24 protein-coding genes are annotated in these 25,957 nt (G+C 67.6%); 10 read left to right on the top strand and 14 right to left on the bottom strand.

The window, feature by feature from the left end:
- Window positions 1-13: 13 nt before the first annotated feature.
- The 7 genes from ML540_RS09250 (at window position 14) to ML540_RS09220 (ending at window position 7,905) form a co-directional block, all read left to right on the top strand.
- Window positions 14-2,605, top strand: a complete 2,592-nt coding sequence (locus ML540_RS09250) for a pyridine nucleotide-disulfide oxidoreductase/dicluster-binding protein (protein WP_243360199.1) — start codon at window positions 14-16, stop codon at window positions 2,603-2,605.
- A gap of 1 nt (window position 2,606) precedes the next feature.
- Entirely contained in the window at window positions 2,607-3,290 is a 684-nt protein-coding gene (gene trsM / locus ML540_RS09245) for a DVU_1556 family methyltransferase (RefSeq protein WP_243360198.1), read from the top strand.
- Window positions 3,287-3,736, top strand: coding sequence for a DVU_1555 family C-GCAxxG-C-C protein (locus ML540_RS09240; RefSeq protein ID WP_243360197.1), 450 nt, complete (start codon window positions 3,287-3,289; stop codon window positions 3,734-3,736). Before trsM ends, ML540_RS09240 begins: the two co-directional genes overlap by 4 nt.
- Before the next feature lie 3 nt (window positions 3,737-3,739).
- Window positions 3,740-5,107 (top strand): radical SAM (seleno)protein TrsS, encoded by a 1,368-nt coding sequence (gene trsS / locus ML540_RS09235; RefSeq protein WP_243360196.1) that lies wholly within the window; start codon window positions 3,740-3,742, stop codon window positions 5,105-5,107.
- Window positions 5,107-6,165 carry a DVU_1553 family AMP-dependent CoA ligase gene (locus tag ML540_RS09230; RefSeq protein ID WP_243360195.1) on the top strand — a complete coding sequence of 353 codons (1,059 nt, stop codon included), beginning with the start codon at window positions 5,107-5,109 and terminating at the stop codon, window positions 6,163-6,165. The genes trsS and ML540_RS09230 overlap by 1 nt, the downstream gene beginning before the upstream one ends.
- Window positions 6,162-7,184: an XdhC family aldehyde oxidoreductase maturation factor gene (locus ML540_RS09225; protein WP_243360194.1), complete on the top strand. Its 1,023-nt coding sequence runs from the start codon at window positions 6,162-6,164 to the stop codon at window positions 7,182-7,184. Before ML540_RS09230 ends, ML540_RS09225 begins: the two co-directional genes overlap by 4 nt.
- 91 nt (window positions 7,185-7,275) lie before the next feature.
- Complete coding sequence (locus tag ML540_RS09220; protein ID WP_243360193.1) at window positions 7,276-7,905, top strand: histidine phosphatase family protein; 630 nt, start codon at window positions 7,276-7,278, stop codon at window positions 7,903-7,905.
- A 79-nt stretch (window positions 7,906-7,984) separates the two neighbouring features.
- Here the strand turns inward: ML540_RS09220 and ML540_RS09215 are convergent, their stop codons facing one another.
- From ML540_RS09215 to ML540_RS09150, 14 genes are all read right to left on the bottom strand, one after another.
- Window positions 7,985-9,316, bottom strand: coding sequence for a sigma-54-dependent transcriptional regulator (locus ML540_RS09215; protein ID WP_243360192.1), 1,332 nt, complete (start codon window positions 9,314-9,316; stop codon window positions 7,985-7,987).
- Entirely contained in the window at window positions 9,309-10,529 is a 1,221-nt protein-coding gene (locus ML540_RS09210; RefSeq protein ID WP_243360191.1) for a two-component system sensor histidine kinase NtrB, read from the bottom strand. Before ML540_RS09210 ends, ML540_RS09215 begins: the two co-directional genes overlap by 8 nt.
- Window positions 10,526-11,668 (bottom strand): iron-containing alcohol dehydrogenase, encoded by a 1,143-nt coding sequence (locus ML540_RS09205; protein WP_243360189.1) that lies wholly within the window; start codon window positions 11,666-11,668, stop codon window positions 10,526-10,528. The genes ML540_RS09210 and ML540_RS09205 overlap by 4 nt, the downstream gene beginning before the upstream one ends.
- Window positions 11,669-11,678: 10 nt before the next feature.
- Window positions 11,679-12,515 carry a hypothetical protein gene (locus ML540_RS09200; protein ID WP_243360188.1) on the bottom strand — a complete coding sequence of 279 codons (837 nt, stop codon included), beginning with the start codon at window positions 12,513-12,515 and terminating at the stop codon, window positions 11,679-11,681.
- A 47-nt stretch (window positions 12,516-12,562) separates the two neighbouring features.
- A complete protein-coding gene (locus ML540_RS09195) occupies window positions 12,563-13,039 on the bottom strand; it encodes a ferritin-like domain-containing protein (protein ID WP_243360187.1) in 477 nt (158 codons plus the stop codon).
- A 16-nt stretch (window positions 13,040-13,055) separates the two neighbouring features.
- Window positions 13,056-13,889 (bottom strand): FAD/NAD(P)-binding protein, encoded by an 834-nt coding sequence (locus ML540_RS09190; protein ID WP_243360186.1) that lies wholly within the window; start codon window positions 13,887-13,889, stop codon window positions 13,056-13,058.
- Between the two features lie 4 nt (window positions 13,890-13,893).
- Window positions 13,894-14,955, bottom strand: a complete 1,062-nt coding sequence (locus tag ML540_RS09185) for a 4Fe-4S dicluster domain-containing protein (protein ID WP_243360185.1) — start codon at window positions 14,953-14,955, stop codon at window positions 13,894-13,896.
- Window positions 14,955-15,914, bottom strand: coding sequence for a 4Fe-4S dicluster domain-containing protein (locus ML540_RS09180; RefSeq protein WP_243360184.1), 960 nt, complete (start codon window positions 15,912-15,914; stop codon window positions 14,955-14,957). Before ML540_RS09180 ends, ML540_RS09185 begins: the two co-directional genes overlap by 1 nt.
- Window positions 15,901-16,377, bottom strand: a complete 477-nt coding sequence (locus tag ML540_RS09175) for a hydrogenase iron-sulfur subunit (RefSeq protein ID WP_243360183.1) — start codon at window positions 16,375-16,377, stop codon at window positions 15,901-15,903. Before ML540_RS09175 ends, ML540_RS09180 begins: the two co-directional genes overlap by 14 nt.
- A complete protein-coding gene (locus ML540_RS09170) occupies window positions 16,365-18,323 on the bottom strand; it encodes a CoB--CoM heterodisulfide reductase iron-sulfur subunit A family protein (protein WP_243360182.1) in 1,959 nt (652 codons plus the stop codon). The genes ML540_RS09175 and ML540_RS09170 overlap by 13 nt, the downstream gene beginning before the upstream one ends.
- Window positions 18,320-19,243: a CoB--CoM heterodisulfide reductase iron-sulfur subunit B family protein gene (locus tag ML540_RS09165; protein WP_243360180.1), complete on the bottom strand. Its 924-nt coding sequence runs from the start codon at window positions 19,241-19,243 to the stop codon at window positions 18,320-18,322. Before ML540_RS09165 ends, ML540_RS09170 begins: the two co-directional genes overlap by 4 nt.
- Window positions 19,240-19,803 carry a 4Fe-4S dicluster domain-containing protein gene (locus ML540_RS09160; RefSeq protein WP_243360178.1) on the bottom strand — a complete coding sequence of 188 codons (564 nt, stop codon included), beginning with the start codon at window positions 19,801-19,803 and terminating at the stop codon, window positions 19,240-19,242. The genes ML540_RS09165 and ML540_RS09160 overlap by 4 nt, the downstream gene beginning before the upstream one ends.
- A gap of 91 nt (window positions 19,804-19,894) precedes the next feature.
- Window positions 19,895-21,076 carry an iron-containing alcohol dehydrogenase gene (locus tag ML540_RS09155; protein ID WP_243360175.1) on the bottom strand — a complete coding sequence of 394 codons (1,182 nt, stop codon included), beginning with the start codon at window positions 21,074-21,076 and terminating at the stop codon, window positions 19,895-19,897.
- Between the two features lie 451 nt (window positions 21,077-21,527).
- On the bottom strand, window positions 21,528-21,812 hold the full coding sequence (locus ML540_RS09150; protein WP_243360173.1) for an RNA recognition motif domain-containing protein: 285 nt from the start codon (window positions 21,810-21,812) through the stop codon (window positions 21,528-21,530).
- Between the two features lie 470 nt (window positions 21,813-22,282).
- Here ML540_RS09150 and ML540_RS09145 point away from each other — a divergent pair, with 470 nt between their 5' ends.
- From ML540_RS09145 to ML540_RS09135, 3 genes are read left to right on the top strand one after another with little or no spacing between them, the layout of a single operon-like run.
- Window positions 22,283-23,590, top strand: a complete 1,308-nt coding sequence (locus tag ML540_RS09145; protein WP_243360171.1) for a hypothetical protein — start codon at window positions 22,283-22,285, stop codon at window positions 23,588-23,590.
- On the top strand, window positions 23,574-24,683 hold the full coding sequence (locus ML540_RS09140) for a pyridoxal phosphate-dependent aminotransferase (RefSeq protein ID WP_243360169.1): 1,110 nt from the start codon (window positions 23,574-23,576) through the stop codon (window positions 24,681-24,683). Before ML540_RS09145 ends, ML540_RS09140 begins: the two co-directional genes overlap by 17 nt.
- Window positions 24,680-25,885 carry an MFS transporter gene (locus tag ML540_RS09135; protein WP_243360167.1) on the top strand — a complete coding sequence of 402 codons (1,206 nt, stop codon included), beginning with the start codon at window positions 24,680-24,682 and terminating at the stop codon, window positions 25,883-25,885. Before ML540_RS09140 ends, ML540_RS09135 begins: the two co-directional genes overlap by 4 nt.
- Window positions 25,886-25,957 lie beyond the last annotated feature (72 nt).

Below are 25,957 nucleotides of genomic sequence, written 5' to 3'. Positions count from 1 at the left end.
CCATGGATGTCACATGGAACAGCAGGATCTGCGCGATTGGGAAAGACGCTGCATCCAGGAGGAGCCGCCCTGGTGCCAGGCGGCCTGCCCCATCCACGTGGACGCGCGCGCCTTCATGGAACGCATGAAGGCCGGAGATTTCGACGCGGCCCGGAAGATTCTCGAAAAGACCATGCCCCTGCCCGCCGTGCTTGGCGCGATCTGCGACCATCCCTGCGAGGACGTGTGCAAGCGGCGCGAGGCCGGCGAGCCGCTGGCCATCGGAGCGCTTGAGCGGGCCTGCGTGCGCCTTTCGCGTCCCGGCCCCAAGCCCCTGGTGCTGCCCGGGAAGGGCAAGATGGCCGGAGTGCTGGGGTCGGACCTCTCCGCCCTGACCTGCGCCTGGGACCTCATCCGCAAGGGCTTCGGCGTCACCATGATTTTCCCCGGCGACGCGCCGGGCGGGCGTCTGCGGGCCATGCCCGAGGATATCCTGCCCCCGGCCGACCTCGAGCGCGAAATCGCCAGGATGTCGGCCATGGGCTTGGAGTTTCGCCCCGGGCAGGAATTTTCGCCCCAGATTTTCGAAGAGGCGCGCCGCGGGTTCGACGCCGTGTTCGTGGAATACGGCGCGCCCTGGTGCCCGGCCCGGCGCGATGACGTGGACCCCCTGACGCTGCGGTGCCCTGACGCGGGCAGGGGCGCGGGACCTTCCCCATCGACAGGCCCCGGGCAGGAAGAAGCCGGGGCATCGGCGGTGTTCTGCGGCGGCTGGCCCGCCCCGGACGGGACGTTTTCGGCCATCTCCGAGGCGGCCGACGGCAGGCGCGCGGCGGCCTCCATGGACCGGCACATGTCCGGGGCGTCGCTCACCGCTTCGCGCGAGAAGGAGGGGCCGGTCGCAACGCGGCTTTTCACCTCGCTCAAAGGGGTGGAGCTAAGCGCCCGGATCGTCCCCGCCGGTGCGGAGGGCCTGTACAGCGCCGGGGAGGCCGCGAGCGAGGCCGCCCGCTGCCTGGACTGCCAGTGCCTGGAGTGCGTCAAGGTCTGCGCCTACCTGGAACACTACAAGGGCTATCCCAAGAAATACGCCCGCCAGATCTACAACAACGCGGCCATCGTCCAGGGCGTGCACCAGGCCAACACCATGATCAACTCGTGCAGCCTGTGCGGGCTGTGCGCCGAGGTCTGCCCGGAGCGCTTCCACATGGGCGATCTGTGCATCACCGCGCGGCGCGACATGGTGGAACGCGCCAAGATGCCCCCGTCCGCCCACGAGTTCGCCCTGGAGGACATGGCCGCGAGCAACAGCGAAGGCTTCGCCCTGGCCAGGAACGCACCGGGCAAGGACGCAAGCGCCTTCCTGTTCTTCCCCGGCTGCCAGCTGGCAGCCTCCCACCCGCACCACGCGGCCTCCGTATACGCCTTCCTGCGGCAGCGCCTGCCGGGCGGGGTGGGACTGATGCTTCGCTGCTGCGGCATTCCGGCCCGGTGGGCAGGGCGCGACGACCTCTTCGATGAGTCCGCCGAACAACTCCGCGCTCTCTGGAAGGGCCTGGGCGCCCCGCGGGTGATCACGGCCTGCTCCTCGTGCCTGGCGGTGTTCCGGGAGCGCCTCCCGGAACTCGCCCCCATGTCCCTCTGGGAAGCCTTCGGGCAGACCGGACTGCCGTCCCCTTCCGGCGCGCGTCCCGCAGGCCCGGTGGCCGTGCACGACCCCTGCACCCTGCGCCACGACGAGCCGGTGCGCCAGGCCGTGCGTCGAGCCCTGCGCCACGCGGATGTCCCCTTCGAGGAACTGGCGCTCTCGGGCCAATTCACCGAGTGCTGCGGCTACGGCGGGCTCATGGGCAACGCCAACCCGGCCATGGCCCGGACCGTGGCCGCGCGCCGGGCCGGGGAGACACCACTGGACGTGGCCGCGTCGTGCTCCATGTGCCGCGACAGGCTGTCCGCCGAGGGCAAACGGGCCTGGCACGTGCTGGACTTCCTCTTTCCCGCTCCGGAAACGGACCCGGCGGCCAAGGGCCCCGGCTTCTCCCAGCGCCACGAGAACCGCGCCCGCCTGAAGGAAGCGCTTTTGCACGAGGTGTGGGGCGAGGAAACCTCGGGCGGACCGGACCGGGTGGCAGTGTCCTACGCGCCGGGCGTACCCGAATTGATGGAGGAACGGCGCATCCTGCGCGAAGACGTTCAGGCCGTGCTGGGCGAGGCCGAGCGCACGGGCCGCATGTTCGTGGAAAAAGCGTCCGGCCGGATGCTGGCCAGCCTCAGGCCCCGGCGTGTGACCTACTGGGTGGAATACCGGCGCGAGAGCGCGGGACTTCTAGTCACGCGGGCCTGGAGCCACCGCATGGAACTCACCGGACCGGCCGGGGATGGAGGCCAGGGGGCGCATTCCGGACAGACCGGCGCGGGCGGCCAGCACGTCTACCTGCCCGGCGACGGCGACTGGTCCTGCTCCTGCGGGACGCAGCTCGTTCCCGGCCCGGTGGTGGCCGGCTATCTGGGCAGCGCCTTCACCATCACCCTGCTCACGTGCCCCGGATGCGGGCTGGTGCTGGCACCGGAGAACCTGGCCCTGGGCAAGATGGCCGAAGTGGAACAGCTGCTGGAGGACAAGTAGCATGGACCCGGTCCCGCTCTTCGAACGCGAAGCCTTCCGCGACGTGGCCGGGCAAGCCCTGCGCCCGGGCGGTACGCGGCTCACCTCCCTGGCCCTGGAGCACTGCCTGCTCGCGCCGGGAGCGCCCGTGGCCGACGTAGGCTGCGGCCGGGGAGCAAGTCTCAAGCTGCTTGCCGGGCAGGGATTTACCCCCATCGGCCTGGACCCGTCGCCGCGCCTTCTGGCCGAGGCCCGCGAACTGGAAGCGTCTGGCCCGGCCGGCGCGCTGGTGCGGGGCACGGCCGAGGCCATCCCCTTGCGCTCGGGAGCGTTCGCGGCCGTGCTGTGCGAATGCGTGCTCACCGTCACCCGCGATCCGCGTCTGGCGCTCGCGGAAATGCGCCGCATTCTCGCTCCCGGCGGACTCCTCCTGCTGACGGACATCTACCTGCGCGACCCCGTGGACGCCCTCGCTCCCAGGGCGGCCGGGTGCGCCTCCGGGGCCGTGTCCCGGCCCGAGATGGAGGACCGCCTGCGCGGCGCGGGTTTTTGCGTGCGCGTCTTCGAGGACCATAGCAGGCTCCTGGCCGAGCTGGCCGGGCGCCTGGTCTTCGCCGGGCTCGACCGGGCGGAGCTGGGCATCGGCTGCTCGGGCGCGGGCCGGCCCGGCTACTATCTGTGCATCGCGACAGCGGAGGACGTATGAGCGGTTATCTCCTGGACATCCTGCCCCTGGCGGCCAAGGGCTACTGCTGCAGCCAGATGCTGGGGCTCCTGGCCCTCCAGGCCCGGGGGGAGGAAAACCCGGGTCTCGTCCGGGCGCTGGGCGGGCTGTGCCACGGCATGGGGCAGTGCGGCAGGACCTGCGGCGTGCTCAGCGGCGGGGCTTGCGTGCTGTCGCTCTACCTGGGCAAGGGTTCGGACGAGGAATCCCCGTCGGACAAGGCCGACCTGGCGGTATCGGAATTCGTGGACTGGTTCACCGAGCGCACCACCCCATACGGCGGAACGGCCTGCGCGGAGATCCTGGGCGAATGCTTCGAGGAGAAGCCGGACCTGAGCCGCTGCGCCGAGCTGATCGGCGAAGCCTGGGCGCAGATCCTGACCATCCTGACCGGCATGGGCGTGGACCCGTCCGAGGCGGGGCGGTAATCCATGTCCGGCGATCATCTGGGCGACACGTCGAGCCTGTGCCCGGTGTGCCTGAAGCGCCTGCCCGCGCGGCGCGTGGGTTCGGGCGGCGTGGTGCGCCTCACCCGCACCTGCCCCGAGCATGGGGAGGCAAGCGTGCCCATCTGGCGCGGCGAGCCTCCCATGGCCTCCTGGCGGCGGGCCAAGACTCCCTCTCCGCCCAATCCGGAGGGGGCCTCCCGGGACGGCTGCCCCTTCGACTGCGGCCTGTGCCCGGACCACGCCCAGCACACTTGCACTGCCCTGGTGGAGATCACCGCGCGTTGCGACCTGGGCTGCCCGGTCTGTTTCGCGTCGTCCGGCCTGAACGGCGGACCGCGGGACCCAAGCCTTGACGACCTCACCCGCATGTTCCGGGACATCCAGGCCAGGGCCGGAGCCTGCAACCTCCAGATTTCCGGGGGAGAGCCCACCGTGCGGGACGACCTGGAGCAGATCGTCTCGGAGGCCGCGCGGGCCGGATTCCCCCTCGTGCAGCTCAACACCAACGGCCTGCGCCTGGGGCGCGAGAAGGGCTTCGCCAGGCGGCAGGCCGAGGCCGGGCTTTCCTCGGTGTTTCTGCAGTTCGACGGCTCGGACCAGGCCTGCATGATCCTGCGCGGCCGCCCTCTCCTGGCCGCGAAGCTCAAAGCCGTGGAGGCCTGCGCCGAGGCCGGGCTCGGCGTGGTGCTGGTGCCGACGCTTGCGCGCGGGGTCAACGACGCCGAGTGCGGCGACATCATCCGCCTGGCGCTGACCCTTGGCCCCATCGTGCGCGGGGTGCACTTCCAGCCCATGGCCGCCTTCGGCCGCCATCCGGGCGGCAATGGCGAACGCGGCCTGCACGGCCCCACCCTGCCCGAGGTGCTCTCGGCCCTGGAATCCCAGACGCAGGGCCTTTTAAGGACATGCGATTTCCATCCCCCCTGCTGCGAGCACGAGCTGTGCTCCTTTTCGGGCACGTTCCTGCGCCGGGAGGGCGGCCTGTCGCCCATGGCCGCCGCCTCCAACTGCTGCGCCCCGGCCCCGCAAGACATCCCCACCGCCCTGGAAGGGGCGGTCAAGTCCCGCGCATTCACCGCCCGGCAGTGGTCCGCGCCTGACGCGCCCCCCCCGCCGGGTCCCATGGCCGACGATTTCGACCGGTTCCTGGCCGAGTCCGGCACCCGCAACCGCTTCACCATCTCCTGCATGGCCTTCCAGGACGCCTGGACCATCGACCTGGAGCGGGCGCGCGGCTGCTGCATCCACGTGGCCGCCCCGGACGGTTCGCTGATTCCCTTCTGCCTGTACAACCTCACCTCGGCCAGCGGCCGCCCGCTGCACCGGGGCGCGCACGGAGGCCCGTCCTGATGCTCATGCGAAGCCCCCTCGACGCCTGGATAGCGCTTTCCACCGGCATCCACGGCCCGGACCCGGCCAAGCTTCGCCGCTGGCAGGCCGAGCGCCTGCGCGCCATGGCCGAATGGGCAAGGCTCAGAAGCCCCTTCTACGCCGAACGCCTGCGCGGACTCGCGGCCAGGCCCGCCACCAACCCGGCCCGGTTCCCCGTCCTGCCCTTCACCACGGCCGAACACCTGCGCGAGCACGGCGAACACATGCTCTGCGTGTCCCAGGGCGAGGTTGACCGCGTGGTCACGCTCTCCACCTCAGGCACCACGGGCAGGCCCAAGCGCCTGTTTTTCACCAGCGAAGACCTGGCCGCCACGCTCGATTTCTTCCGGGTGGGCATGGCATCCTTCACCGGCCCCGGGGACGCGTTGCTGATCCTCCTGCCCGGCCGCCGCGAGGACGGTGCGGCGCTTCTTCTGGCCAGGGCGCTCGGGGACATCGGCGTTCGCCCGGTGCTGGCCCCGCAGCCCTGCCCGCCGCAGGAGGCGATACGGCTCATGAACGAAGAGGCCATCACCTGCCTGGCGGCCATCCCCTCGCAACTGCGCGCGCTGCTTAAACTCTCCCCGGACGGCCGGGACTGGCCGGACCGGCTCGACCGTGCGCTCCTCTCCGGCGAGCCCGTTCCCGGGAGCCTTCGCGAGGCGGCCCAGGCGGCGGGGATCGAAATCTTCGCCCACTACGGGCTCACCGAGACCTGCTTCGGCGGCGGCGTGGAATGCAGCGCCCACCACGGCTACCATCTGCGCGAGGCCGACATCTATGTGGAGATCGCCGACCCGCTCACCGGGGAAGCCGTCGCCGACGGGCGCGAGGGCGAAGTGGTGGTGAGCACGCTGTCGCGCCGGGGCATGCCGCTTCTGCGCTACCGCACCGGGGACGTGGCCCGGATGCTGTCCGGGCCGTGCCCGTGCGGCAGCACGCTCCGCAGACTCGGGCCCATCACCGGGCGCATCGAACGAACCGGGGACGGCTTTCAGGTCGTGGTCCCCGAGAAAGGAACGGCGAACCAGACATGACCGATCTGCTCAGGACTCTCGTTGCTTGGCTTGGGGAGGGGACTCCCGTTGCGGCGGCCACCATCGTCACCCATGAAGGATCGACCCCGCGCGGCGCGGGCAGCAAGATGATCGTGCGGGGCGGCGGGGAGATGCACGGCACGGTGGGGGGCGGCCTCGTGGAAGCCCGGGTGCTTACGGCCGCCTCCCGGGTGCTGGCGGACGGCGTCCCCGGCGTGGTGGACTTCGACTTGACCGGCGAGTTGGCCGCCGGGGCGGACATGGTCTGCGGCGGCAAGCTGCGCGTTTTTCTGGAGCGCATCGACCCGGGGCCGGAGGGCGAGCTGTATGCGCAGCTGCTCGAGCGCCTGGAGCGCGGCGAGCGCTGCCTGATGGCCGTGCCCATGGGAGGCGGAGCGCGCACCCTGGCCCCTGTGCGAGGCCCGTCCCTGGGCGCGGAGCTTCCGGGAGCGCTCCTGGAGAACGCCCGCGCGGCAGGCCGAGACCTGCGCGCGCCCGTGGTGTTCGCGGTCATGGATACGCGGTGGCTCCTGGAGCCCTGGACCGGACCGGCGCCCTTGTACATCGCCGGGGCGGGGCACGTCTCGCGCCCCACGACCCAGGTGGCCGCCCTGGCGGGATTTCGCGTGACCGTCCTGGACGACCGGCCTGAATTCGCCAGCAGCGAGCGTTTCCCCACGGCCCACGAAATATCCGTGCGCGACCTGCGCTCCTGCCTGGAGGGGATGCCCGTGGGGCCGGAGTCCTCGGTGGTCATCGTGACGCGCGGCCACGTCCATGACGCGGACGTGCTGGCCCAGGCCCTGCGCACCCCGGCCGGGTACATCGGCATGATCGGCAGCCGCCGCAAGCGCGACAGCGTCTACGGCCGGCTGCGCGAGAAAGGGTTCACCGACGCCGATTTCCAGCGCGTGCACTGCCCTGTCGGGTTGGACATCGGCGCGGAGACGCCCGAGGAGATCGCCGTGAGCATCGTGGCCGAACTCATCCAGGCTCGCGCAAAGCGGGGGAGCGCGTGAGCGTGCATCTCGCGACGCCGGCGCATTCGAGGCCGGTGAACCTGGCGCACCCCGGCCCAGCCTGGCGGCCAGCCTTGGCCGAGGCCCGCCCGTGAACCTCACCGTCCACCTCATGCGCCACGGCGAGACCGGGCAGGAATCCCCCCGGCGCTTCCTGGGGCAACGCGACGTGCCTCTTTCGGACTCGGGCCGCGCCCAGGCCCTGCTCTGGCGCGAAGCCCTGTCGGGCGTCGACTACGCCGGGGCCTGGTGCTCGGACCTGTCGCGCTGCCGGGAAACGGCGGAGATCGTCCTCGAAGGAAGACCCCTTCAAGCCGTGCCCCTGGCCGGGCTGCGCGAGATAGCACTGGGGGAATGGGACGGGCTCACGGCCGAGGAGGTCAAGGCCCGCTTTCCCGGACAGCACGAGGCGCGGGGGGCGGACATGGCAGGCTTTCGCGTGCCGGGCGGGGAGAGCTTCGAGGATGTGGCGCACAGGGCCTGCTGCGCTTTCGAAGGAATTCTTGCGGAAAACCGGATTGCCGACGGAGCGACCCTCCTGATCGTGGCCCACGCGGGCGTCAACCGGGCCATCCTCTGCCGCCTGTTGGGCATGCCCCTGGCCGGGCTGTTCCGCCTGGGGCAGGACCACGCCTGCCTGAACGTCATCGCCTACCGCAAGGGCGCCCCGGAACTCAGGGCTTTGAACCTGGACGCCTGGCCGCCCGCCCGCACCCTCTGACCCGCAACAGCATCACCGCGAGAGCGCAGGACACGACGGGATTCCTCGAACCCGCGGCGGCGGAACCATTGCGGCCCAGCTACTCCAGCCCGTATTCCAGTATCTTGCGATAAAGGGTCTTGCGGCTGATGCCCAGGGAGTTGGACGCCAGCGACCGGTTGCCGCTGTGGAAGTGAAGCACCCGTTCGATGTGCATGCGCTCCATGCTCTCCAGCGACAGGCCATCCTGGCTTTCCGCGCCCTTGTCCAGAAGTTCGCGCGGCAGGGCGTGCTCGGTGATGAGCCCGTTCTCCGCCAGGATCATGCCCCGCTCGATGACGTTTCTGAGCTCGCGCACGTTGCCCGGCCACGTGTAGCCCAGCAGGCAGCGCATGGCCCCCTCCGTCACCGTGCAGACGGCCTGGCCGGAACTCAGGCGGTTGAGGAAGTATTCCACCAGCAGCGGAATGTCCTCCTTGCGCTCGGCCAGCGAGGGGATGTGGATGTTGAAGACATTGATGCGGTGGAAGAGCGCCTCGTGGAAGCGTCCGGCCTCCACCTCGGCCTGGAGGCTGCGGTTGGTGGCGAAAAGCGGCCGGATGTCGGTATGGCGCTCGTCCTTCTCACCCACCCGGCGGTAGGTCTTGCTCTCGAGCACCCGCAAAAGCGACCCTTGAACCTCCAGGGGCAGCTCCCCGATCTCGTCCAGGAAGAGCGTGCCCTGGTGGGCGAAGGTCATCAGGCCCTCCTGGCTTTCGGAGGCCCCGGTGAACGCCCCCCGGCAGTGGCCGAAAAGCTCGCTGCGCGACAGCTCCTTCTGCAAGGTGGCGCAGTTTTTGATGATGAGCGGCTTGTCCGCGCGCCTGCTGGAGGTGTGGATGGCGTGGGCCACCACGTCCTTGCCCACGCCCGAGTCGCCGGTGATGAGCACCGGCACGTCGGTCGGGGCCACCTTCTCCACCAGGTAGCGAATCTGCTTGACCGCCTGGGACAGGCCCACCAGCATGGGCGGCTTCACGCTCATCTGGGAGTGCTTGAGGCTGCGGTTCTCCCGCTGCAGGCAGACCCTCTGCCAGGCGCGCTCGACGACGATCTCCACCTCGTCGAGCTTGAAGGGCTTGGTCAGGTAGTCGTAGGCCCCGAGCTTCATGGCCTCCACGGCGCTGTCGATGTTGCCGTGCCCGGTGATCATGATCACTTCCACGTCCGGGATGCGCCGGCGGAACTCCACAAGAAGCTCGAGCCCCCCGGCGTCGGGCAGGCGCAGGTCCAGCACGATGATGTCGTACTGGGTCTTGCGGCACATGTCCTTGGCCTGGCGCCCGGAACCAGCCGTGTGGATTATCCTGTGCGGGGCGGCCAGTTCCTTCTTGAACAGCTTGGTCAGGGACTGCTCGTCGTCCACGACCAGTACGGTATATGGGCTACTCATCGGCCGTCTCCGGGTTGGCGGGCAGCCTGACGATGAAGCGCGATCCTTTCTCGTGTTCGCTGTACACGACTATCTCTCCATGGTGCTCCTTGACGATGCCGTAGCACGTCGAGAGACCTATGCCGATGCCCTTGCCCACGGGCTTGGTGGTGAAAAAAGGTTCGAAGAGCTTGTCCAGGTTTTCCTTGGGGATGCCGCAGCCCGTGTCCGACACCACAAGCCCCGCACCCTCCCCGGCCTCGGGGTAGGTTCGGATGGTGATGGTGCCCTTGCCCAGGCCGGTCTGGTCCACGGCGTCGATGGCGTTGATGAGCAGGTTCAGCACCACCTGCTTGAGTTGCGGTTCGTCGCCGTAGATGAGCGGCAGGTCCTCGGCCAGAACCGTGACCATGCTCAGCTGGAGGCTCTTCTGCTTGATGTGGCTGCGCAGGAGCTTGAGGGTGTCCTCCACCACGGCGTTCAGGCTCACGGGCGAGAAGCCCGAGGACACGGGCCGGCTGAAGGTGAGCAGCGTGCGCACGATGTCGCGGCAGCGGTTGCACTCCTTGAGGATGGTGTCCACGTAGTCCTCGATGTCGTCAAGGAGCGGTCCGGGCGTGGCTTCCAGCTTGCCCAGGCGGCGCTTGAGCCCTTCGGCGAAACCGGAGATGGAGGCCAGGGGGTTGTTCACCTCGTGGGCCACGCCCGCGGCCAACATGCCCACGGTGGCCATCTTCTCGGCCTGATAGAATTTGGCCTGGTATTCCTTCTCCATGGTGACGTCGCGCTTGAAGATGAGGATGCGCCGCTCGTCCTTGTCCGGGTCCTGGATGGGCGAGGCCACCATTTCGAACTGGCGGTTTTTCCCGCCCACCTTGAAGATCGCCGTCTCCCGGCAGACATCCCCGGAGACGAAGGACTTGTGGGCCGGGCATTCCGGACAGGGGCGGGATTCGTTGCGAAAGATCTCGTAGCAGTAGCGGCCCTCGGCATCGCTTATGCCCATGACCTCCTCGAAGACGTGGTTCACGGAGATGATGCTCATATCCTCGGAGAGGACCATCATGATGTCCGTGATGCCGTCCAGGATGGCGGCGACCTCTCGGCGGCGCTCCTCGGATTCCAGGCTGGCCTGCTGGAGCTCCTCGATCTTCTGGCGCAGCTCCTGGTAAAAGCCGAGCTTGCAGTGCTCGATGCCGATCAGGTCTTCGACGGAAGGGTTCTGGCGCGTCACCAGGCCTCCTCGCAGATGCCCAGCAGGCTTTCCACGTCCGCGGCACGGGGATTGGTGAGGTTGCAGGCGTCGCCCACGGCGGCCGAGGCCAGGGTCTCCAGGGGAGAGCGGTCCGGCAGGATGTCGCGCAGATGCACCGGGACGCCCAGGTCGGCGAAATATTCGCGCAGGACCTCGATGCCCGCCTCGGCGGCCAGGCGCGAGGGCATGTCCTCGCGGCCCACCACCAGCCTGCCGATGGTGCCCATCTTGTCCGCGCAGGCCGGGGTGTTGAAGCGCATGACCGCGGGCAGCAGAATGGGGTGCACCAGGCCGTGCAGGATGTCGAACATGCCGCCCAGGGAATGGGCCAGGGCGTGCCCGGCCCCGAGCCCGGCGTTGGAGAAGGACATGCCGGCGGCCGTGCTGGCGATGGAAAGCTGCTCAAGGGCGTCGATGTCGCGGTCTTCCACGGCCGGCTTGAGGTTGCGCATGATGAGCTCGATGGCCCGAAGCGCCTGGATCTCCGTGAACGGCGAGGCGATGCGCGACACGTAGGACTCCACCGCGTGGGCAAACGCGTCGATGGCCGAGGCGATGATGAGTTCCTGGCTCTTGGTGAGCAATATGAGCGGATCGATGATGGAGATGTTGGGCACCAGCGAACGGCTGATGATGGACATCTTGAGATGGCGGGCCGTGTCGGTGATGATGCAGAACTGGGACACGTCCGAGCCGCTGCCCGCCGTGGTGGGCAGAAAGATCATGGGCGGCAGCGGCCGTTCGATGCGGTTGGCCCCCTCGTAGTCGGAGATGGCTCCGCCGTTGCCCGCCAGGATGGCGATGCCCTTGGCGGCGTCGATGGGGCTGCCGCCGCCGATGGCGATGATGACGTCCGCGCCGGTCTCCAGATAGAGCTTGGCTCCGGTGGACACCTGGTGGTCGCGGGGGTTGGAGTTCACGTCGCCGTAGTACACCCACTCCAGGCGGTCGGCCTCCAGGATGTCCTTGACCCGTTCGACCCAGCCGGACTTCTCGAGCCCCTCGTCGCTGACCAGAAGAACCCGCTTGGCCCCGAGCCTGCGCGCGCATTGGGCCACGTGCACCATGGAACCGCGGCCGAAGATGATTTCCGGGATGGCGAACTTGGTGGCGTTCATCCTGCGCACCTTACCAGACCAACCTGCATTCGGCCGCCCTCCTCCTGCCCGCACCGGGAAGAATCATGATGCGTCCGTCCGGGCATTGGCTCATGGAATGGATGTACCCTATGTCCACAAGGCTCCTCAAGGCCGGAAGCGCCCGGGCGGCGAAAATCCTCAGGTCGTACCCTTCCCAGCCGCACAGGGAACTCAGCCGCTCCATGGTCAGCAGGCACGCCTCGTCGCCCAGCACCAGAATAAGACCGGCAAGCCATTTGAGAAGGGGCCCCGGACCCACGCCGAAGCGCAACCGCGCAAGCCTGCCCAGGCCCTCGACATCGCGCAGCGCAGCCACCGCCTCGGGAGAGGCCTGGGCCCGGAACACGCCCAGCTCCCGGTCCACCAGCACCGATTCCACCAACTGCGCGCAACAGCCGAAACGGCTGTCGGCCAGTTCGATCCTGGCCGAGGCCAGGCGGAACAGGCTGGACTCCAGCCGCCGCACGGTCACAGGGGAGGGCCTGCGCCCGAGAAGCTGAACGAACTCGCGCAAGGAGCGGCGCACCGGCTTTTCGCGGCGCAGCGTCTTGAGCACGCAGCACAGGAACACGTCCATGTCGAACTGGTCCAGGCTCTCGCCGGTGAACAGCGCCGACCGGCCTCCCGCCACCACGTTCAGCGACACGCGGGACAGGTGGTGGCGCTTTCTGATGGTCCTGGCGGGGAACAGGTTCGACCCCAGAAACAGGGCCGCCCCCGTCCCCAGCAGGGACCCGGGCGCTGGCAGCGCCGGGGCGTCGTGGACCGGGATCGGGGGCGGCGGAAACACTCCGGCCGCGTCGAGCGAGAATTCTTCGAGAAACATGCTCCCTCCTTCACGTCGCACGCGCGCGGATGCATGTCCGGACGAGGCTATTTCTTGAGCAGGGCGGAGAGCTGGCGCAAGTGGCGGCGCTCTTCCTCGAGACACTCCAGTATGAAGGAATGCTCCGACCCGGGGATGAGCTGGAGCATCTCCTGGAAGAAGAGCATGGAGTCCTTCTCCAGGCTCATGGCGCCACGCACGGATTCCTCGAAGAGGCCGGACTTTTCGGCCATCTCCTTGGCAAACCCGGGCGAAAAGAGCGCGTGGGAGTCGAGCAGCGCGCCGAGATAGGCGCTGTACTCCTCCATGGTGCTCCAGGCAGGCAGCTCGGCCGCGCCCAGGCGCTTGGCCATGGCCGCGAAGAGCTCCTCGTGGCGGCGCTCCTCCCCGGCCAGGTTCTCGAAGAACCGTTTGATCTCGGGCTTCTCGGCCACCTGGGCCATGCGCCGATAAAGCGCCTGCCCCCGCCGTTCCATTTCCACCGCCGCGCCCACCACGTCGGCCGCGCTGAAGAATTCAGCCATTGTGCTCTCCGGACGTTTACAGTTCGTTGGGAAGCGCCTTGAGCTCGGCATAGGTGAACACCGGGCCGTCCACGCACACGTACTTCTCGCCGATATTGCACCGGCCGCACAACCCTATTCCGCATTTCATGCGTTTTTCCAGGGTGGTCACGATCTGTTCGTCCGCGAAACCCAGCTCTTTGAGAGCCTGGAGGGTGAACTTGATCATGATGGGCGGCCCGCAGGTCACGGCCACGGAGTTTTCCGCCGAGGGAGCCATCTCGCGCAGCACGTTGGGGATGAGCCCCACCCTGTGCTCCCAGCCTGGAGCCTCGCGGTCGATGGTCAGCACCGTGTTCATGTCCTTGCGCGAGAGCCATTCCGGCAGCTCGGACTTGAAGGCCATGTCCTCGGGACTGCGCGCGCCGTACAGGAGTGATATGGAGCCGTAGTCGGCGCGGTTGTCCAACATGAAGAGCATGAGCGTGCGCAGCGGGGCCATGCCGATGCCGCCGCCGATGAACACGATGTCCTTGCCCTTCATGGACTCGTACGGGAAGTGGTTGCCCAGCGGCGCGCGCACACCCACCTTGTCGCCCGCGTCCAGGCCGTGAAGCCGCGAGGTGACCTCGCCCGCGCGCATGACGCTGAACTGCAGGTAATCCATGCGCGTCGGGGGCGAGTTGATGACGAAGGTGGACTCGCCCACCCCGAAGGCCGAGAGCTGGCCCACCTGGCCGGGCTTGAAGGTGAAGGCCTTCATGCGCGCCTCGTTGTCCAGGCGCACGCGGAAGGTCTTGATGGTGGGGGTCTCCTGCACGGTCTCCAGGATGGTGGCCATGTCCGGCAGGTAGGGATTCAAACTGGTCATGGGATCACTCCTGGGGCTTGGCGGTGGCGCGTTCCATGGCGGCCAGCACGATCTCGCGGATGTCCACCCCGGCGGGGCAGCTCCGGATGCACCGGCCGCAGCCGCAGCAGGCGACTACCCCGCCGTGGATGCCCGGATAGTAGGAGAACTTGTGCCCTACCCGGTTCTTCAGGCGGTGGGCCTTGGTGGGCCTGGGGTTGTGTCCGCTGGCCTCCAGTGTGAACTGGAAGGACATGCAGTTGTCCCAGGAGCGCAGGCGCGTGCCGCCGTTGCCCTGGGCCTCGTCGGTGATGTTGAAGCAATAGCAGGTGGGGCACAGGTAGGTGCAGGCCCCGCAGCTGATGCACTTGGCGGACATCCGGTTCCAGAAGTCCATGTCGTCGAAGGCCGCGAGCAGGGCTTCGCGGGCAGGAGACACGTCCTGGGCGGTGTCCAGGGATTCCATGGCCTTGGCGCGCACGGCCTTGGCCTCGCCAGCGTGCTTGCCCGCAGGAGCCATAAGCGGCGAGGCGAGCAGCGCCGCGCCCTTCTCGGTCACGGCCTCGGCCACGTAGCCGCCGGGAACCGGTGTGAGCAGCACGTCCGAGCCCTGCGGATCGGCCGGGCCGGATCCCACCCAGTGGCAGAAGCAGGCGCTTCCGGCCTCCCGGCAGGCCAGGGTCACGAAGGCCGTGGCCGCGCGGCGAGCCGCGTAATAGGGATCGCGCATGCCCTCCGCGTCGAACACCCGGTCGTACACGGTGAATCCGCGCGCCCCGCAGGGCCTGGCCCCGAACACCACCGCGCCGCAGGCGGGCGTGACTTCCTCCACGGACATGCCGGTCTTGGAGATATCTTCCGCATCCTTGACGTACGTGTAGCGAAGGAGCTCCTCGCAGGCCGGGAACACCACGGACTTGGGCGGAGCCGTCGCGTCCCTGGACAGCTCCAGGGGCACGTTGGGGTCGTAGGGGCCGAAGACCACGGCGTCTCCCTCGCGCCTGGGCACGATGAGTTCGCCCGAAGAGGCAAGCTCGGCGAGCCATGCCTCAAGCGACGATTCGGGCAGGAATTTGGCCGTTTCCATCACCACCCCCGTTCGTTGATTTTGGCCTCTTCCACCTGGAAGGTGAACAGCGGAGGCACGGCCTGGGGATCGACCCCGGCCTGGTAGTCGAAGAGGTCCTTCACCACGGCGTTCAGCTTGCGGCGGAGCGCCAGAATGGGGATGTCCACGGGGCAGGAGCGCTGGCATTCGCCGCACTCGGTGCAGCGTCCGGCCAGGTGCAGGGCGTGGATCATCTGGAACATGAGCTTCTCCCGGGTGCTGTCCTCCTGGGTGAGCCAGTGGGGATCACGGGTCTGGGCGATGCAGTGGTCGCGGCAGACGCACATGGGGCAGGCGTTCCTGCAGGCGTAGCAGCGGATGCAGCGCTCCATGACCTTGGCCCAGTGCGCGAACAGCTCGGCCGGGGCCATGGCCTCGAGCGCCGCCAACTGCTCGGCGGCCGGGTCGCGGCCCATGGCCGGCGGCAGGGGCTCGCCCGCGAAGTGGTCCGAGACCAGCGCGTTGGGATATTGGCAGGACAGGCACTTGTCGGCGGCCACCTCCTCCCAGGGGATTTCAACCATGCCTTCCGGGGTGGTGACGCTAAGCGTCCCGCCTGCGCGGACGGCGGCGTTCACCAGGGCGATGTCGCCCACCTTGCGGGCAACCTTGGTCAGGTCCACCACGCCCTCGCATGGCATGCCGAAGACCACCACGTCCTCGCGCTTCACCAGCTTCTCCTGGAGGAGCTGCACCACGGACCGGCTGTCGCAGCCCTTGACCACCACGCCGACCTTCTTTCCCTTGAAACCGGTGAGGTAGGTGGCCGGGTTGCCCACATTGAACGGCCCCCAGGTCAGCCTGTCCACATCCTCGGGCGAGCGCATGAAAAGCGGCGTGCCGTGAAGCGGGCTCCAGCCGCGCTCCCAGCCGATGACGCAGTCCAGGCCCGGCAACGCGTCCTTGATTTTGGCTTTGATGTCTTCAAGCGACTGCACGGTCGCCTCCTTTGAGCGAGGGGAGTCCCTGGCAGGCCCCCAGGACGTCCTTCACGGGCGTGGGCCCGAGGGCGTGGATCTGGTTGGTGAAGGTGGTGACCACATGCTGCCAGCGCTGCCCTTCCGAGGCCGACACCCAGGTGTATTCGAAGCGCCCCGGCTCGATGCCCAGGATCGGCAGCATGCCCTTGAGCACCTCCAGCCTGCGCCGGGCGTAGAAGTTGCCGCTGGCGTAATGGCAGTCGCGGGGATGGCACCCCGAGACCAGCACGCCGTCGGCCCCGCCCAGGAGCGCCTTGACGATGAACAGCGGATCGATGCGCCCCGAGCACGGCACCCGGATGATGCGCAGGTCCGTGGGCTGGGTGAAGCGTCCCACCCCGGCCGTGTCCGCGCCGCCGTAGGAGCACCAGTTGCACAGGAATCCGACGATGCGCAGTTCCTTGCCTGCTAGAACCGGCATAACGCTTCCACCTCCGCGAGAATCTGGTTGTCGGTGAAGTGCTCGAGCTGCACGGCCCCCTGCGGGCAGGTCACGGCGCAGATGCCGCAGCCCTGGCAGACCGTCTCGATGACCTCGGCCTTTTCCTGGCCCCGGAAGTCGATCATGTGGATGGCCCCGAACGGGCAGGTGCTCACGCACTTGCCGCAGCCGACGCAGCGGGCCAGGTTCACCTGGGATATCTGGGGATCGCTCTCGAGCTTCTGCTTGGAGAAGAGCCCCAGCACCTTGGCGGCCGCCGCGCTGCCCTGCCCCACCGAGGACGGGATGTCCTTGGGGCCCTGGGCGCATCCGGCCAGGTAGACTCCGGCCGTGTTGGTCTCCACGGGCCTGAGCTTGGGGTGGCTCTCCATGAAGTAGCCGTACTTGTCGTAGGAGATGCGCAGCTTCTCGGCCAGCTGGGGCGAGCCCGTGGCGGCTTCCGCGCCCACGGCCAGCACCACCAGGTCCGCCTCGACCTCCACCTGGGTGCCCATGAGGGTGTCCGCCCCGCGCACCAGCAGCTTGTCGTTCTTGGGCACGATCATGGACACGCGCCCGCGCACGTAGCGCGCGCCGTACTCTTCCATGGCCCGGCGGGTGAACTCGTCGTACATCTTTCCGGGAGCGCGGATGTCCATGTAGAACACGTAGGACTGGCTGTCCGGGATGTGGTCCTTGGTGAGGATGGCCTGCTTGGCCGTGTACATGCAGCAGAATCCGGAACAGTACGGGCGGTCCACCGACTTATCGCGCGAGCCCACGCACTGGATGAACACCACGTTCTTGGGCTCCTTGCCGTCGGAGGGGCGCTTGATGTGCCCGCCCGTGGGGCCGGAGGCAGAGAGCAGGCGCTCGTACTGCAGCGAGGTGATCACGTCGGGGTAGCGCCCGCCGCCGTATTCGCCGTACTTGGAGTGGTCGAAGAGGTCGAAGCCAGTGGCGGCCACGATGGCCCCGATCTTCTCCTCCACGATCTCGTCGGCCATCTTGTAGTCGATGGCCCCGGTGGGGCACATCTTGGCGCACACGCCGCACTTGCCCTTGATGAACTGGCGGCAGAACTGCGGGTCGATGACCGCCTTCTTGGGGATGGCCTGGGGGAACGGGATGTTGATGGCCGGAGCCCCGCCGAGCCCTTCGTTGAATCGGTCCAGGGACTTCTTGCTGGGGCATTTCTCCATGCAGGCCCCGCAGCCCGTGCACTTGGACCAGTCCACGTAGCTGGCCTTCTTGCGCACCTTCACGTCGAAGTTGCCCACGTAGCCCGAGATTTCCTCGACCTCGGAGTAGGCGTAGAGGGTGATGTTGGGGTGCTGGGCCACGTCCACCATCTTTGGCCCCAGGATGCAGCTGGAGCAGTCCACGGTGGGAAAGGTCTTGTCCAGCTTGGACATCTTGCCGCCGATGGAGGAGGTCCTCTCCACGAGGACCACCTCCATCCCCCCGTCGGCACAGTCCAGCGCGGCCTGGATTCCGGCCACGCCGCCGCCGATCACCAATACCCGCCTGGTGATGTCGAAACTTTTGGGAGTGAGCGGCCGGTTGCGGCGAAGCTTCTCCACCGCGATGCGGACGAGGTCCGCGGCCTTGTTGGTGTTGGCCTCGCGGTCCTTGCCGATCCAGGAGACGTGCTCACGGATGTTGGCCATCTCCAGCATGTAGCGGTTCAGGCCCGCGCGCTCCACGGCCCGGCGGAAGGTGGGCTCGTGCATGCGCGGCGTGCAGGAGGCCACGACCACGCCGGTGAGCCCCTTGGTGCGCACGGCCTCGATGATGGCTTCCTGGCCGGGCTCGGAGCAGGAGTACATCACGTCCTCGGCGTAGGCGACCTCGGGAAAGTCCATGGAGGCCCTGGCCACGGCGGCCGTGTCCACAGTCCCCTCGATGTTGCTGCCGCAGTGGCAGACGAATACGCCGATCTTCATGCCTGCCCCCCGGATGTCGCTTTGCGCCCCTCGGGCTTGCTCGCGGGCGAGCCTATGAGGCTCAGGGCCCGAGCGGGGCTCACGCAGATCTTGTCGAACCCGAGCTCAGCCTCGGCCACGCCCATGGCCAGACCCATGAGCTGGGTGAAATAGAACACCGGCATTTCGAAATGCGTCCCGACCGCCCGGGATGCCTGCTCCTGCCGGAGGTCCAGGTTCATCTGGCACAGGGGGCAGGCCGTGACCATGGCGTCCGCGCCCAGTTCGCGGGCGGTCTCAAGAAGCCGCCCCGAGAGCTTGGCCACCACGTCCTTGCGGGGCACCCCGAAGGAGGCGCCGCAGCACTCCACCTTAAGCGGGAAGGGGACCACCTCGGCCCCCATGGCCTCGAGGATGCGGTCCATGGCCACGGGGTTCTCGTGGTCGTCGAAGCGCATGAGCTCCGGGGGCCGGTTCATGATGCAGCCGTAGTACGGCGCGACCTTGAGGCCCGTGAGCGGCTTCACGGTGGACGCGGCGATCATCTCCAGCCCGACGTCCTCGATGAGCGCCTGCAGAAGCGACTTGGCCTGCACCGTCCCCTTGAAGGGAGTGTCCAGCAGGGCGTTCACTTCGGCGCTGAAGGCGGCGTCCTCCATGCGGTGGCACGCCGTGCGCAGGTTGGTCAGGCAACTGGGGCACGGCGTCACCACCGTGTCGAGTCCCATGGACTCGACCAGGGCCAGGTTGCGCGCGGACAGGGCCGCCGAGAGCACGTGGTCCACGGTGTGGGCCGGGGTGGAACCGCAGCAGCTCCAGTCGGGCACGTCGGAAATCTTCATGAACAGCGCCCGGCAGACCGCCCGGGAGGAGCTGTCGTATTCGATGGACGTGCCCAGGCCCGAGCAGCCGGGGTAATATGCGTAGGTGGCTTCGGTCATGAACGGCCTCCACGCGCTTCGAAACGCTTGAATATCTTTTCCATCTCTTCCCTGCCCTGGATGGGATGGGGTTTGAGCTTGAGCTTGCCCTTGGGCAGGATGCGCGGGGCCAGGTCCATGTCGGTCCAGACACGCCCGGTCTTGGTCACGTAGCTGGCCAGGAGCCCAGCCTCGAACACCCGGCCGTGCCTGCGCACGGACTCCAGGAAGGTGTCCCAGAACACCTTCACCGGCCGCCTTGCCGCGAAGCCCTGGCGCCGCGACATATGGCGCAGCACGTCCATCACCCGGGCCACGTCGATCTCGTTGGGGCAGCGGGTGGTGCAGGACTCGCACGTGGCGCACAGCCACAGGGACGCGCATTCCAGCACCCTGCGCTTCTGGCCGGCCTGCACCAGGCGCATGATCTGGCTCACCGGGATGTCGTAGACGAAGGTGTAGGGGCATCCGGCCGTGCAGTTGCCGCACTGGTAGCACAGGCTCATGTTCTGCCCGCTCTCCTGCTGGACCTGCTCCACGAAGCCCGCGTCGTAGGACGCGTTCAAGTTCACTCCATCCATAAGTATGCTTTCCGTGGCTTGAGGGTGTCGCCCGCAAGGCCCGGGGAGTCCTGCGTCTCCCCGGGCCGCGCGAAGCGGTGTGGCGTGTTTACTACAGGGCCGCGGTGTAGATGGCGGTAACGTCCTTGTCCGACGGGCAGCGGGGGTTGGTCAGGCCGCAGGCGTCCTTCTGGGCGTTCTTGGTCATGGTCTCGATGTCCTTGGCCTTGACGTCCTTGCCGTAACGCTTGCCGAGCTCCACCAGACCGGCCGGGATGCCCACGTCGGAGGACAGTTCCCTGATGGCGTCCAGGGCCTTTTCGGCGGCCTTGCGCGGGGACAGCCCTTCGATGTTCTCGCCCATGATCTGGGCCATCTTGGCGAAACGCTCCACCTTGGCGATCAGGTTGAATTTCTCGACATGGGGAAGCAGGATGGCGTTGCACTCGCCGTGGGGCAGGTCGTAGAAGCCGCCCAGCTGGTGAGCCATGGCGTGCACGTGGCCGAGGCTGGCGTTGTTGAAGGCCATGCCGGCCAGGTACTGGGCGAAGCACATGTCTTCGCGGGCGGACAGGTCCTTGCCGTTGGCCACGGCCTTGCGCAGGGACTTGAAGATCAGCTCGATGGCCTTCTCGGCGGCCGAGTCGGTCATGGGGGTGGCGATGGTGGAAACGTAGGCTTCCACGGCGTGGGTCAGGGCGTCCATGCCGGTGGCCGCGGTAAGCGACGGGGGCATGCCGACCATCAGCATGGGATCGTCGATGGCCATGTTGGGGGTGACGCGCCAGTCCACGATGGCCATCTTCACGTGGCGGGACAGGTCGGTGATGATGCAGAAGCGGGTCATTTCGGAGGCGGTGCCCGCGGTGGTGTTCACGGCCAGGTAGGGAGGCATGGGCTTGGTGGACTTGTCCACGCCCTCGAAGTCGTGGATCTTGCCGCCGTTGGCGACCACGAGGCCGATGCCCTTGCCGCAGTCGTGGGAAGAACCGCCGCCCAGGGTGATCAGGCTGTCGCACTTGTTCTTCTTGTAGACTTCGACGCCGGAGTGAACGTTCTCGTCCGTGGGGTTGGGGATGGTGTCGTCGTAGACCACGTAGGACATCTTGGCCGCGTCGAGCAGGTCGGTGATCTGCTTGCAGATGCCCGCCTTCACGATACCCTTGTCAGTGACGATGAGGGGCTTGGAACCGCCGAGGGCCTTGATCTTCTCAGGGATGGCCTTGGAGGCGCCGATGCCGATCAGGGTAACGCTAGGGATGAAGAAACCGTAGACTTGTTCGATCACAGCCATGACTTTCATCTCCTTGGGTTGGGGTTGGTTGTGTTCGCGCAGGGCGTTGCGCGTGCTTTCCCTCTCCAAGGCAACTTTCAGGCCAACTTTTTTGTTCTTTGAATTCAGTACGCTGGACTGATGAAGGCGATTCGTGGCCTCTGGGAGGACGCAACTTGTCTTGTCCGCAGGAGCCGGGCCAGGACTTCCCGGAACTTCCCCGGGACGAAGGTGCAAAATTAAGCCAATTATTATGAAGGAATAGACTCGAGTGGGTCAAAATGACATACCCCGCAGACGAGGTGTGACAATTTGGCTCAGTATACCGGAGCGGGAGAGAAAAGGAGTCTTGAATTCGTTTGGAAGAGTGATCGCGCCAAAGAGAACGTACGATGCGGAAAATGAAAAAGGGCCAGGAGATTGTCCTGGCCCTTCACTTATAACGGGCTGCGCCCGTTAAGAATTCTTGATACTACCAGCGGCGGTCTCCGCCACGGCCGCCGCCGGAGCGGGACCTTTCCTCGGCTTCGTTGACCTTCAGAGTGCGGCCGCCGAAGTCCTTGCCGTCCATGCCCTGGATGGCCGCCTTGGCGCCTTCGTCGTCCATCTCCACGAAGCCGAAACCGCGGAGGCGGCCGGTTTCGCGATCGGTGATGAGGCTGACGCTGATGACTTCGCCGAAGGTGGCGAACTGGTTACGGATGTCGTCTTCGGTGGAATTGAAGGAAAGATTTCCAACATAGAGTTTCTTAGACATGGGCTGTTGCTCCCTTTTTTGGCACTGTTTTTTTCGCATCGCTTGGAGCTGCACATCGGAAAAGCCCAAGATCCAAAAAATTCATGCTCGTTGTTCGACTCGACCGTACACTTATATGCACACGTTCAGAAAAATGTAAAGGCAAATCTCAAAATAAATTTCATGTCACGGATGCTGCGCGTCCTGATTCCTGCGTTCGTGGCGAGTCGCACCGTCCCGGCACAGAATTATCCGCCACCCCAATGATCCAGTTGCCGTCGTCCGAAATCAAAGTCCGCATCCCGTGAATAGCATACCGGAGGCGGCCTGATCCAGAAATCTCTTTCGGTCGCGCGCGGCCTCGGCAGTTTGCCTGAACGGCCTGATCGGGCTATGCTTTTTGCCGACGGCGCACACCCACCGCTTACGCGCCGCAACAGCCCCACGCGCATGGGCATGGGGCTGTCAACGGCGGTGGAACGGCGGTCGTGATGGACACCATCCTCTCATTGGAAACACCACCCGACATCGGGTACGCCCGCGTCCTGACCACCGCGGCCGAGGCCCTGGCCCGGTCGCGCGGGCTGGCGGCGCGCGAGCAGATGCGCTTCCAGCTGGCGGTGGAGGAGTTCTTCACCTATCTCGCCCAGGTGGTCCCCGAACACGGCCCCATCCGGACAGTGCTCACGGGCAAGCCCTACCAAGTGTGCGCCTCCATCCGCTTCCAGGCATCCGGCCTGTGCCTTGGCGCGCTCAACGCGGGCTGCACGGCCGTTCCGGCCGGAGACGGCGAGACCGGGCACCCCTTGAGCCTCATGCTGGCCGGGCGCGTGGCGGACCGCTTCCGCATCGACCGGGACGGCGGCGACGCCTTCATCCTGCACGCCGAAGTGGACAAGGCCTACCCTCCAGCCGAAGCGCCGGGCCAGTGCGTGGCCATCCGCCCCCCCTACCGGGCGGGCCTGGAGAGCGACCCGAGCCTGCTCATGCACGCGGCCGCCCTGGCCGCGTCCCGCTATCCGGCCTGGCATTGCCCGGCCAGCTTCCAGACGCCGGGAAAATTCGCCGACATGAGCGGAGCGGGCCGTTTTTTCAGCATCATCGCCCAGGACGCCGCGTCCCATCCGGCCGGGATCCTGTGCTGGGCCAGGTCCGGCGACAAGGGGCTGGCCTTTTCCGGCCCGTTCGTTTTCGCCCCGCCCGAGGATGCGGCCCAGGTGGCCCGGCTGCTCACGGACGCCTTCCTGGCGGCCGTGGCCCGCGAGAAAGTGGAGATCGTCTTCAGCGAACGCGCCACTCCCGACGCCCCGGACGGCTACTTCGAGTCCCTGGGTTCCCTGACCCTGCACGGCCAGGAGGGTCCGAGCGAGCAGCCCGTGCTCTACCGGCACCTGCGCGAGGACGCCGGCGAGACGGTCTGGGCCGCCCCCGAACTGGAGGGATACCTGCGCGGCGCGTACGACCGGCTGGCCATGTGCCGCGACATCCTCACGGCCCATCCCCCCGCCGCTTTCGAGCGCAAGCGCTCGCTCCTCTCCACGACGCTGGACAAGAACAAGGGGCTGGCGGTGCTCCGGCCCCTGCTGGACGGGGAGGACGCATCCGCCAATCTCGCCGCCCACGTCCAGGCGCTGTCGGAAAAGGGCGTCCCCAACGTCTTGCTCTACCTCGACCTCTCCCGCGCCTGGGAGGCGGCCCTGGCCGGACCGGCCATGGAGGCCGGTTTCAGGCCCAGGCTCGTCCTGCCCTTCGCGGGCCGCTCCGACGTTCTGGTGTTTCAGCATGCCCAGTCTGACTGACCTCGCCCCGCCCCACGTCCTGAACTTCGAGAGCTACGTCCCCAGCCGCCCGGACGAAGTTCTCATGCGCCAGTACGGCGTGGACAGGCTCCTGCGCCTGAACAACAACGAGAACGCCCTGGGCCCGCCCCCGGCCGCCCGGGAGGTGCTCGACGCCTTCCCGCCCGTGCGCGGCGCGGTCTACCCCAGCGGCGACTGCTTCTTCCTGCGCGAGGCCCTCGGCCGGGCCTTCGGCAAGGACCCGGAGCGTTTCCTGGTGGGCAACGGCTCCTGCGAGGTGATCACCTCGGTCATCAAGGCGTTCTGCCAGCCGGGCGATTCCATCGTCACGGCGGACAAGACCTTCGCCGTGTACGAGTGGGTGGCCGCCTTCTCCGGCATCGACGCCCGGCTGGTCCCGCTCAAGGTCTACGCCCAAGACCCGGACGCCATGCTGGACGCCGTGACGGAGAGGACCAAGATCGTCTTCGTGTGCAATCCCAACAACCCCACGGGCACGTGGTGGGACAAGGCCACCTTGGAGCGCTTCCTGGCCGGGATCGGCGGCCGGACCGTGGTGGTGCTGGACGAAGCCTACCGCGAATTCGTGGACTCGCCGGACTTCCCGGACGGCATGGAGGTGATGGAGCGCCACCCCAACGTGCTGGTGTTCCGCACCTTCTCCAAGATGTACGGGCTCGCCGCACTGCGCGTGGGCTACCTCTGCGGCGGGCAGGAGGCAGTGGACATCGTCCGGCGCACGCACCTGGTCTATTCGGTCAACACGCCGGGACAGATGGCCGCCAGAGCCGCCCTGGAGGACGGCAGCGGCCACCTGGAGGCCACGAGGCGCATGGTCGTCCAGGCGCGCGGATACCTGCGCTCCGTGTTCGACTCCCTGGGCATCGAGCACGTCTCGGGCGAGGGCAACTACATCATGGCCCGCGTGCCGGTTCCGGACACCCTGCTCTACCGCCTGCTGATGCGCCAAGGGGTGATGATCCGCACCATGACGGGCTTCCGCTTCCCCAACTGGATCAGGGTCACGCTCGCTCAAGAGCCCGCCATGGAAGCGTTCTCCATGGCCTTCCGCAAGGCGCTGGACGGCCGATGAGCGCTCCCGACGCGCGGGCGCCGGAGCGCTTGTTCACCTACGATTTCACGGTGCTCACCCTGGCGGCGGCCTTCGGGTTCTGCAACATCGCCGTCTTCTACGGGCTGGCCAGCCACCTGGAGCGCATCGGCATAGACCCCGCATGGCGCGGGGCGGTGATCGCCGCCGAACCCCTGGCGGCCTTCCTGGCCCGGCCTTTCCTCAGCGTCCGGCTCACCCCGCGCCACGCCCTGGCCGTGGCCCGCATTTCCCTGGCGGGCATGGGCCTCGCCCTGCCGTGCTACATGTTCGCCCTCGACGTCCCGGCCCTTTTCGCCGTGCGCATCTTCCACGGCCTGACCTTCGTCTGCCTGGTGAGCGCGGTCATGGTGCTGCTCACCCAAGTGGTGCCGCCCAAGCTGGCCGGTCGGGCGTTCGGTTATTTCTCCCTCGCGTCACTGGTACCCTACGCCATCATGCCGCCCTTGACGGAATGGTTGATCACGAGAGTGGGGGATGAGGCCCATGCATACGCCTGGACCGCCCTCCTGACCCTGCCGGCGCTGGCGCTCATGGCGCCGTTGGGCGCGCGCCTTGGCTCCGGCGCGTTTTCCGTCGACGAAAGGCGGCCTCCCTCCCTGCGCGACATCAGGGAGAACCTGGGCCAGGCCCCGGTGCTCCTGCTGCTCGGGGCCAACCTGCTCGTTTTCGCGGGCTCCACCCAGGTGTTCTTCTTCATCAAGCCCTACGCCCTCTCCCTGGGGCTGGCCGAGCCGGGGCTCTTCTTCACCGTGTCCACGGCAGCCTCCATCGCGGTGCGGCTCGTGGCCGGGCCGTTCTACGACCGGCTGCCCAGGCGTTGCGCGGCCATGCTGGCCCTTCTGGCCCTGGGCGGCTGCATGGGCCTGTTCGCGTTCGCACGGGAAGCCGCGCCCTTCTTCGCCCTGGCCGGAGTCTACGGACTCTGCCTGGGCGTGGTCATGCCCCTCGTCAACGCCTCCATGTTCCTGGAGTCCCCGCCGCGCCTTCGGGGCATGAACATGAACCTGATGCTCTTCATGATGGACGCCGGGTACACGCTGGGTCCCGTGGCGGGCGGAGCGCTGGTGGCGGGCGGGGGAGGATTCGCGGCCCTGTTCGCGGTCAGCGCGGGGTGCGCCTGCGCGGGCGCGGGGATGCTCGCGCCGTTGGCGGCCAGGGAGTGGAGGGAGAGGAACGACTAGGAAGAGGACTTTCCCCCAAAGAGGATGGTGACATCCGGAGGGGCAGTCATGTCGAATGCCTCCGGCGACCAA

Origin of the sequence: Fundidesulfovibrio terrae (assembly GCF_022808915.1) — a bacterium.
In the GTDB taxonomy this organism is placed as follows: Bacteria; Desulfobacterota; Desulfovibrionia; order Desulfovibrionales; family Desulfovibrionaceae; genus Fundidesulfovibrio; species Fundidesulfovibrio terrae.
Note: the sequence above shows the minus strand (reverse complement) of the source record. Positions and strands in the feature narration are given on the sequence as shown.

What these genes read in the sequence shown, in the direction of transcription:
- ML540_RS09205 (WP_243360189.1), bottom strand. Translation starts at nt 11,668, where the DNA reads ATGAACGCCACCAAGTTCGCCATCCCGGAAATCATCTTCGGCCGCGGT.
- ML540_RS09215 (WP_243360192.1), bottom strand. Translation starts at nt 9,316, where the DNA reads ATGAGTAGCCCATATACCGTACTGGTCGTGGACGACGAGCAGTCCCTG.
- ML540_RS09190 (WP_243360186.1), bottom strand. Translation starts at nt 13,889, where the DNA reads ATGACCAGTTTGAATCCCTACCTGCCGGACATGGCCACCATCCTGGAG.
- ML540_RS09170 (WP_243360182.1), bottom strand. Translation starts at nt 18,323, where the DNA reads ATGAAGATCGGCGTATTCGTCTGCCACTGCGGCAGCAACATCGAGGGG.
- ML540_RS09200 (WP_243360188.1), bottom strand. Translation starts at nt 12,515, where the DNA reads ATGTTTCTCGAAGAATTCTCGCTCGACGCGGCCGGAGTGTTTCCGCCG.
- ML540_RS09230 (WP_243360195.1), top strand. Translation starts at nt 5,107, where the DNA reads ATGCTCATGCGAAGCCCCCTCGACGCCTGGATAGCGCTTTCCACCGGC.
- ML540_RS09135 (WP_243360167.1), top strand. Translation starts at nt 24,680, where the DNA reads ATGAGCGCTCCCGACGCGCGGGCGCCGGAGCGCTTGTTCACCTACGAT.
- ML540_RS09250 (WP_243360199.1), top strand. Translation starts at nt 14, where the DNA reads ATGGAACAGCAGGATCTGCGCGATTGGGAAAGACGCTGCATCCAGGAG.
- ML540_RS09195 (WP_243360187.1), bottom strand. Translation starts at nt 13,039, where the DNA reads ATGGCTGAATTCTTCAGCGCGGCCGACGTGGTGGGCGCGGCGGTGGAA.
- ML540_RS09240 (WP_243360197.1), top strand. Translation starts at nt 3,287, where the DNA reads ATGAGCGGTTATCTCCTGGACATCCTGCCCCTGGCGGCCAAGGGCTAC.
- ML540_RS09155 (WP_243360175.1), bottom strand. Translation starts at nt 21,076, where the DNA reads ATGGCTGTGATCGAACAAGTCTACGGTTTCTTCATCCCTAGCGTTACC.
- trsS (WP_243360196.1), top strand. Translation starts at nt 3,740, where the DNA reads ATGTCCGGCGATCATCTGGGCGACACGTCGAGCCTGTGCCCGGTGTGC.
- ML540_RS09185 (WP_243360185.1), bottom strand. Translation starts at nt 14,955, where the DNA reads ATGGAAACGGCCAAATTCCTGCCCGAATCGTCGCTTGAGGCATGGCTC.
- ML540_RS09165 (WP_243360180.1), bottom strand. Translation starts at nt 19,243, where the DNA reads ATGACCGAAGCCACCTACGCATATTACCCCGGCTGCTCGGGCCTGGGC.
- ML540_RS09140 (WP_243360169.1), top strand. Translation starts at nt 23,574, where the DNA reads ATGCCCAGTCTGACTGACCTCGCCCCGCCCCACGTCCTGAACTTCGAG.
- ML540_RS09175 (WP_243360183.1), bottom strand. Translation starts at nt 16,377, where the DNA reads ATGCCGGTTCTAGCAGGCAAGGAACTGCGCATCGTCGGATTCCTGTGC.
- trsM (WP_243360198.1), top strand. Translation starts at nt 2,607, where the DNA reads ATGGACCCGGTCCCGCTCTTCGAACGCGAAGCCTTCCGCGACGTGGCC.
- ML540_RS09160 (WP_243360178.1), bottom strand. Translation starts at nt 19,803, where the DNA reads ATGGATGGAGTGAACTTGAACGCGTCCTACGACGCGGGCTTCGTGGAG.
- ML540_RS09145 (WP_243360171.1), top strand. Translation starts at nt 22,283, where the DNA reads ATGGACACCATCCTCTCATTGGAAACACCACCCGACATCGGGTACGCC.
- ML540_RS09150 (WP_243360173.1), bottom strand. Translation starts at nt 21,812, where the DNA reads ATGTCTAAGAAACTCTATGTTGGAAATCTTTCCTTCAATTCCACCGAA.
- ML540_RS09225 (WP_243360194.1), top strand. Translation starts at nt 6,162, where the DNA reads ATGACCGATCTGCTCAGGACTCTCGTTGCTTGGCTTGGGGAGGGGACT.